This is a genomic window from Endozoicomonas sp., assembly GCF_031844845.1.
Classification (GTDB): Bacteria; Pseudomonadota; Gammaproteobacteria; order Pseudomonadales; family Endozoicomonadaceae; genus Endozoicomonas.
In genome coordinates this window covers 1-5,756 of sequence record NZ_JAVRMB020000429.1, presented here as the reverse complement: position 1 = coordinate 5,756, position 5,756 = coordinate 1, and the positions used below count along the sequence as shown (strand labels likewise).

Sequence of the window (5,756 nt, the reverse complement as noted above, 5' to 3'; positions counted from 1 at the left end):
ATACGTCACTTTCCGAGTTCCTCCATGACCTGACCCAGCCAAACCCTCATTTTGAAAAGCCCGCTTTCCAACCATTGATAGAGAAAAAACCATTACTGACCTGGCAGCTCATCAGCTTTCTTTTGCTATGTTTGAATTTGTGGCAAATTTTTGGCTGAACTACTTAGGAACCGTCCTTAAATAACTTAGCCATTTCAACGAACGCTGCCCGCTACCCGAAAAAGCCAGAGCCGCTTGTGCTTTTGCGGGTAGCGGGTAGCGGGTAGCGGGTAGCGGCCTTTTACAAGTTTCAGTACAATGTTGATCTTATTTCGGGACAATTCCTTATTGGCAAATCGCTTAATATTTCTACAATACACTTCATTTTACTTGCCGCACCCTTCTCTTAACTTTATAGACGACAGGTATCTATGGACTATCACTTCCAGCGCAACTTCTCTGGCCAACCCGAAGCCCAATTCTCCATGGATCATGAAGCCATGGGTATCTGGCTGACAGATGAGCTGGGCAGCAACCGGCAGCAGCTTGAACACCTGCTACAGGTCGTTGATAGTCTGGAGAAAGGACAGCGCTGGGAGTACTTTGATGATGGTAATGAATACCGCCTGCACCTGACACGGGATCGTGCCGAAGTCAGGGCAGCACTTCTGGATACCGAAATGAAGCCTTCAGCCTATGAAGAGCATGATGAAATGGAAGAGTTGGACTATTACGATAATGAGTCCATCAGTCATTGCGGTCTGGATGATTTTAAAACGCTGTTACTTTCCTGGCAGAATTTCCTGACTGTTTGAATATTGCTACTGGAAAAAGAGCCCTGTTCAGAGCTCATCTCCTGTCCGAAACTGCAACGCCTGAAATACATCAACCAGTTCAGGCGCACAATTTTTCAATTCCACACGCAGAGTATTAAACTCCCGGCGTTCCGGATAGTCCTTACGTAAAAAATCAAACTTCAGCTTTCGCTGCAACGCTTCAGCCCCCATCAGCGCTTTCCTCATTGCCGCATCATCACGACGTATGTCGTAAACTGAACGAATCGCTCTGGAGCAGGTTGTTGAAAAGCAGATGCCTTCACTAAACTTTATCTGTTTCAGAACCGGCAGCGGCGTAATGGCCGGCAGGCGAACTCTGGCTGGCAGGCCAAAATGCTGACAGAGTGCCTTGTAAATCATCTCGGTACCACGAATTTTTGCGTCCAGGCTGTAACCGGCAATATGGGGTGTGGCAATATCCACCCTGCTCATCAGTTCAGGATCCGCATCCGGCTCATACTCCCACACATCCAGCACAACCGTTAAATCATCACGTTGGCTCAGGCATTTCTTCAACGCAGCATTGTCGATCACCGGACCACGCCCGGCATTAATCAAAATAGTACCAGACTGCATTGACTGGAGTTGCTGCTCACTAATCAGATGGTGTGTCGGGTGAGTTTTGTCTGTTGTCAGCGGTGTATGCAGGCAAATGACATCAGAGCATTTAATGAGCTCATCAAGGCTTACATACCGGGTAGATTCTTCACTGCCAGCCTCAGCCTCAAGCAACGGATCACTGGCGCAGACCTCAACCCCAAGACGCTCCATCATCTGATATAGACGACCACCCACCTGCCCCTTGCCAATGATGCCGACTTTCCGATCACGCAGTTCGAAGCTATCCCGTTCCGCAAGCACATCCAGGGCAGCGAGGACATACTCCACAACGGCGGTCGCATTGCAGCCCGGAGCGTGGCTGAAAACAATCCCCCGACTGGCCAGAAAGTCTCGATCTATGTGATCAAACCCGGCGGTTGCCGTACCCACAAACTTCAGAGCGCTGTTTTCCACCAACGCCCTGTTAACGGTGGTGACAGAACGTACCAGCAAAGCATCCGCATCTTTTACATCATCAGGCGTGATACTCCGGCCGGGCAACGCCACGACCTCCCCCATTGCCCCAAAGCACTCCATCAGCAAAGGAATATTTTCATCGGCAACAATTTTCATAAATAATTAATGGTGCACCGTCAAAAGGCCAAGAGTAATGAAACGGCTATGTTATACCAATATGAAAGCATCATTGACAGCACTCTTGCCTGAGGGGGCGTGAGCAAAAGTGGAATCTGATATTTGCCAATGGCAGTTGGCAGTTGGCAGTTGGCAGTTGGCAGTTATCAAGCCCGGGAAGACTACATAGCCCTGATCGGTGTTACCTCTAGCAGTTGCAGTTGCACTGCCTTTGCCCTTAAACGTTTAGCGACATCGGTGGACGTGATTAACTCAGTCGCCTGTTCTGTCAGTTTATTGTGGAAATCATTCCGTATGCTCGTATCAGATCGTACTTCCCGAGAAGCTTCGCGTGCATATTCGGGCTCAGTGAATTTTATCAGCAGATGGATTAAATTGTCCGACAAGGAAAGTTTTCCGGAGTCACTCACCCATTGCTCAATGGCCCCGCGAATGTGCTTCGCTTCTTTTTGTTTGCAGCCATCAGGATTCTTCTTCACGTTTGCCAGATGTTCAGCGCCAAGTTTTGCAAGCACCCCCCCCTGACACAGTTCCAGCTGAAAATCGCTGGACAGGGATTTGATGATCGCCAGTCGGGCACTGCTGCTCAGCTTGTCGTCGAGAAGGGTGGTCTCACAGGTTTTGGTTTTATTGTCTCCGGAGCTGTTGTCAATAACTCTTTTTCCGGTTTCCACCACCAGAGTCTCATCACTGTCACGGTCAAGCACTTTCCACAGGTTATCTAACCAGGCTCTGTCAATACGAACCGTTCCAGAAAATGATTTCAGGTAGTTCAGATACAGCCCGGGGAATCTGCTGACAGCGGCTGATAACCCACCACTGGCCTGTTTACATTGTTCACACTTTTCCTGAAGGTAAACTGTTCTGTCCTGGGGTTGGTAATTGATAACCACCTTAACCTTGACGTCATCCATTGTTGACCAGGGTAGTATATCCGCCAGTTTTGCCATTGTGGTTTGTTCTAGCATGGCGAGGCTGTCATCTTCGCTCAGAAGTTTGACGGTAAGCCTGACTATATCCTGAAGGTGCTCATTACCCCCACTGGTGTCTGTAATGCCAAGGTGTGCTTCGATCAACTGCTCCAGTAATTCCGCAGTAGAAACTGTTTTTTCTGATGCCGCTTTATTGGTGCACTCTGCCGGTGCTCTACTGCTTTTTTCTGTTCTTCTGTTCCTTCTCGGGGAATCAGAAGAATCAGGGCAAGGCTGACTGACTTCCCGGGGTCGCAGTCTGCCCAGAGTGCTTTCTGTACCATATTTGCCCAGGATGTATCCCCCAATGGATCCAGCGTGATGGTAGATGCCTTTCGTTAAAAGGGGCAGTCCCATATTCACAGCTTCTACAATCGTCGCGCACCCACTGCGCAAGGAGCCGGGTTGAGCCCCTCTGCGAAGGTGTACAGGCAATCGATGTAAAAAGTGGCTGCCAAGCCCCAGGACAGCACCGGCCGGACCACCGGCCAGATAGCCAAGACACCCACTGACAACCGGGTTCCGGAACCAGTGCGCCCGATTGAAATGTGATCCGCAGCCATCCAGAAACCCTGCCAGCATGCCGTACTGAAAACCTGAACCCATTGACTGATAAGCGCTTTCGGAAGTACCGTCTTCTGCTGCGCCGTTGACGCTTTCCGTGGCCTGCCTCATGGAAGGGGGAATACAATGCTTTGCACTGGGCGGGTACGAATCAAGCATCTCCTGATAAACAGGCATTTCCTGTTCCCCGGACATACCCAGGAAAAACGCGGGTAAATGTGACACGTTCATCAGAGGGTGACAGGGTGAATCTGCATCGCTGATACCCGGCATCCGGGGGAAACCGAAATCCCTGAAAGAATCCGTAAAAAGGTATTTAATCCCGGCCACTTCAGCATCCAACGCCATTTCACTGACAAAGTTCTCCAGATTTTCTCTTTGCCTGCTATAAAAACTGATATCTGGAGCATAAAGAGTAAATCGGTAGCCTGAACTGCTGTTCTCTGCGGAGACATAATCAGGAGTTTGGTCAACTGAGTCAAAATAGTCATGACGCCATTGGATATTGTGTTTAAGCGCCAGGTCTTTTAATCGGGGAATTGAATATTGGTTATTAAAATATTTTGAAAAAACCAGGAAAAAAAATCTTAAAAACTCCTGATAGTTACCTGTGCACCTTACATTTAAGTTGGTTGTCTCATTTCCGTGCTCGACATTCTCGGCAAAACAAAGATCAACGACCTGATGTTGATAACTAAGTACGAAAGACTCCAATGATTCCATCTCCATCAGACTCCGCGCTTCTGAATCGTAAAATTCGCGGGTAGAGAATAACGGTACCTTCAGATACTTATCGGAAATTTCCTCAATAACAGCGGCTCTTTTCCTGGCATCTTCTGCGGAGCCGGTCAGGGAGAATACATCAGATGCAAATGTCAACATCGGATGGAACGGTAGTTTATTTCCACTCCCCCCTGTCGAACCGGATCGGTGATGAATTAAACGAATCAGCTCCCGACCATCAAATAAATACCGTTTTTGAGTTCCATCAACCCAGATAGCTGTCTCCAGAATATCCGCTGTTTCCTTACTTATGGCCGTTGCTGGCAGATGGATTGATGACAACAGACCTGGATGAGCTACAGTCACAGCTTTTAATAGGCCATCGTTACCCTTAGAGAATGCATAATCGGGTAGAAGCATACTGAGAATAAAGGACAAAAGTTTCTCATGGGTTTCTCCCTCGCACATGTTGAGTCTGTCTCTACCCGGTTTCAGGGGAAGCGCCATTAGCAAAAACAAAAGTATTTTTGCCCTGGGGTAGTATTCACTCATGTAATCCGCAACTGATTGAATGGAGGTAATCTTCACCCCTTCGTCCACTAACTGATCCGTCAGTGAGGGTTGCTCCAACAGCAGCTGTTCATTGTGATTATTCACCACAAGTATACTAATCCCCCGCTGCGCTATAGGGACTGACCTGCAATATTGCAGCAGCGCGTTAATATACTTCAATCCATGGGCGGCAGTACCTGTTAACATGCGATAGTTATGAACTTGCGGGTTAACCCCCTTTACTTCCGATTGATTTGGCCCGGATGCAATGGTCGAAGCACTGTTAATATCTCCATCAGTGACCTCGTAAATACCCTTATTATCGTGGTTATTTACCTCACTATATCGAAACAGGCTGTTACACGCTTGTGCCAAGAGACCATTCATAATCGCAGCTAAACACCTTGTGGTACTTATTCATTCAGGTTATTAAGAGTGTTGTTTTCTGGAAAAGTTCATTTTGATCTCTGGATGGATAATTTGCCCCGGCTGCCCTGGCAGGCATTTCCCCAAAGCTGTTGATCTTATGACTCACGCCCTGCAAGTCACGCTACGCAGTGAACAGCCGAAAGATATGATAACCTGAACGCAATTTTCATCTTCCGGCTGCTACCCTATGGAATCTCTGGATTACCTCAAGAAACTAACCTGTGATCGCCCTGAACCAAGGACTGACTCCCAGCCAAGAGATTTGATTACAGAGACTGAGAGCAACCGGGGACGAGTTATTCAATCTGCCGCTGTACGCCGGCTGCAACAGAAAACTCAGGTCTACCCGCTGGAAACCAACGCCGCTGTTCGCAGCCGACTGACACACTCGCTGGAAGTCCAGCAAGCGGGCCGCTACCTGGCCAAGACCATTCTCGATCAACTGAAACAGAGCGGTGAACTGGGCAAACTTGGCCTTGACGATATTGAAACCGCATTTACCAATCTG

At 48.4% G+C, this 5,756-nt stretch carries 4 protein-coding genes and 1 pseudogene; 2 read left to right on the top strand and 3 right to left on the bottom strand.

Annotation, left to right across the window (positions count from 1 at the left end; translation table 11 throughout):
• Positions 1–194: 194 nt before the first annotated feature.
• Positions 195–320 carry a hypothetical protein gene (locus RM811_RS23625; RefSeq protein ID WP_402529231.1) on the bottom strand — a complete coding sequence of 42 codons (126 nt, stop codon included), beginning with the start codon at positions 318–320 and terminating at the stop codon, positions 195–197.
• A gap of 90 nt (positions 321–410) precedes the next feature.
• Between RM811_RS23625 and RM811_RS23620 the strand changes: the two genes are divergently transcribed.
• The gene (locus RM811_RS23620) at positions 411–794 is read left to right on the top strand and encodes a YacL family protein (RefSeq protein ID WP_402529228.1); all 384 of its coding nucleotides are present in this window, start codon (positions 411–413) and stop codon (positions 792–794) included.
• A gap of 27 nt (positions 795–821) precedes the next feature.
• On the opposite strand, the gene pdxB is transcribed toward RM811_RS23620, so the two are convergent.
• The gene (pdxB, locus tag RM811_RS23615; protein WP_402529225.1) at positions 822–1,988 is read right to left on the bottom strand and encodes a 4-phosphoerythronate dehydrogenase PdxB; all 1,167 of its coding nucleotides are present in this window, start codon (positions 1,986–1,988) and stop codon (positions 822–824) included.
• 182 nt (positions 1,989–2,170) lie between these two features.
• Positions 2,171–5,206, bottom strand: coding sequence for a hypothetical protein (locus RM811_RS23610; protein WP_402529222.1), 3,036 nt, complete (start codon positions 5,204–5,206; stop codon positions 2,171–2,173).
• Positions 5,207–5,435: 229 nt separating this feature from the next.
• Between RM811_RS23610 and RM811_RS23605 the strand changes: the two are divergent.
• A pseudogene (locus RM811_RS23605) lies at positions 5,436–5,756 on the top strand (dGTPase); the annotation flags it as partial.